The organism is Pseudomonas sp. GV085 (assembly GCF_003050925.1).
Taxonomy (GTDB): domain Bacteria; phylum Pseudomonadota; class Gammaproteobacteria; order Pseudomonadales; family Pseudomonadaceae; genus Aquipseudomonas.
Window position 1 is genome coordinate 1 of record NZ_QAOV01000036.1, and the last position, 1768, is coordinate 1768.

The 1768-nt window shown below is 54.9% G+C and carries 3 protein-coding genes; all 3 read right to left on the minus strand.

What is annotated here, in order from left to right:
- Positions 1-18: 18 nt before the first annotated feature.
- Positions 19-225, minus strand: coding sequence for a co-regulatory protein PtrA N-terminal domain-containing protein (locus C8K63_RS29935; protein WP_108219966.1), 207 nt, complete (start codon positions 223-225; stop codon positions 19-21).
- Positions 226-306: 81 nt separating this feature from the next.
- Complete coding sequence (locus C8K63_RS29940; protein WP_108219967.1) at positions 307-960, minus strand: hypothetical protein; 654 nt, start codon at positions 958-960, stop codon at positions 307-309.
- Between the two features lie 245 nt (positions 961-1205).
- Positions 1206-1484 carry a DUF2790 domain-containing protein gene (locus C8K63_RS29945; RefSeq protein WP_108219968.1) on the minus strand — a complete coding sequence of 93 codons (279 nt, stop codon included), beginning with the start codon at positions 1482-1484 and terminating at the stop codon, positions 1206-1208.
- Positions 1485-1768 lie beyond the last annotated feature (284 nt).

Below are 1768 nucleotides of genomic sequence, written 5' to 3' on the forward strand. Positions count from 1 at the left end.
GGGGACGCGCTACACCGATCAGCCGTTGCTGCGGTCGGTCGCCTTGGCTTTGCTTTGGGCGACAGCGGCTTCAGCCTTCTGTTTCTGGGCAACCTGGAAGGCTTTCATCGAGACTGTCCGGGCCGACTCCATGCGTGCGACGGTCCGGTCACCGCCACCGGTGGCCATCGCCAGAGAAGAAGCGGTCAGGGTGGCGACGACGAAGAGAACTTTCATGGATTTCATTTGGGTATCCTCAAGTGAAGTGTGTTAACGGTTAAAGCGCAATTCATTGGCGAGCGCTGAACGTCCTTGTTCAACCGGACTTCACCAGCCAGCCAGGGCGGCGTTGCCTGGTGTCCCGGTGCCTTGCTCCAGGCGCGCTTGGGTGTCTTTGTCTTTGGCCCAGGCAGTGAGCAGTAGCATCATCCCGAACCCACCGACGATGAGCACCGGATAGGCGGCCAGCAACTCCAGCAGGGAGTACTTCCAGGCCAGCGGACGACCAACACCCAGCAGGGCGGCATAGAACCACGACACGCCAGAGAACGCCCCCGAGAACAGCGCCAGCATGCGCAGGCTGAAGGAGAGTTTCAGTAACGAACCGGCCTTTTTCAGCGCCGGCAATACAGCGCGATGCAACACGAAGCCGTTAATGGTCAACAGCACAACGATGCCGATCTTGGCTTGTATTTTTGGATTGAGGAAATACTCCATTCCCTTGCCGGCATAGTCGATCCCGACAATGGCAACGCCCGTAATCCAGAGCACGACAAGTGCAAGCGATACGGTTTTTTGAAGACTGTCCATGTGCGCGTCATCATGGTGACCCGACACATCGCCCTTCAGGAGTTGCTGGACCATTGCAATGTCACTGGTCAACACCAGCCCGATTGCCACGCAGCAGGCGATAAGATGGAAATATACAACGCCCAAGCGCAAATATTCCACGGTGGACGAAGAAAACATACTAAGTTCCATGGTTACCTCTTGGATTCAATAGTGAATCGACCTGGCTCTCGGCACGGCATAATTAGAGTTTGCCGTTGCTGATTTCAGTTAAGACTCGGCCATTACGATTAGTTAATTAGTTAATCTTGCGGCATGATGCTGCGAAGATAAGAGCGACGCTTGCGAATGAACTTTCAGTCATTCGAATGTTCTCATTTTCAGGTAACAACAAACATCATCCGCACGGGGTGCCAATGAGGTTTAACTTGCGCTGATCAGGCAATGCTGGTGGGGTCGGCGGGGCTTCCACCCCATTCGAGGAAACGGATCTTGTGAATCTCGCCCTCGCTGTCTTCGTAGACCAGGGTCACCGGCACCATGCCGGTCTTGTCGGAGGTATCGGTGCGCTGCAGTACCCGTTTCACATCGATGTCCATTCCGTAGTGGTATTCGACGGCGGAGACATGCGCGCCGGGATCTTGCAGGCTGTTCTGGTCGAAGACACTGGGTGCGAGACTGGATATCACTGCACTGACAATTGTGGCGATGCTCATAAGGCTGACCTCTTTTGTAGTTCGCTTGACAAGGACCTAATGTGACACGTGATGAGAGTGAAGTTCACAGTACCGCGACGAACGTGCCCGCCTGAAAAGCCTGTAGTGGCTGCAAACTCCCGGCAATTCCCCGCGCTTGACGCCTCTCGACCGTTCGTCCTTAAACCCCCCGTATTTGTTGGGCAAAGTCCGATTTTGCAGGAGGTCATAACATGTCATGACGGATTTTTGCGCGGTGGTTGTGACAGTACGTGGAGCGAAAACGCCAGCTATCGAGCCAGGGG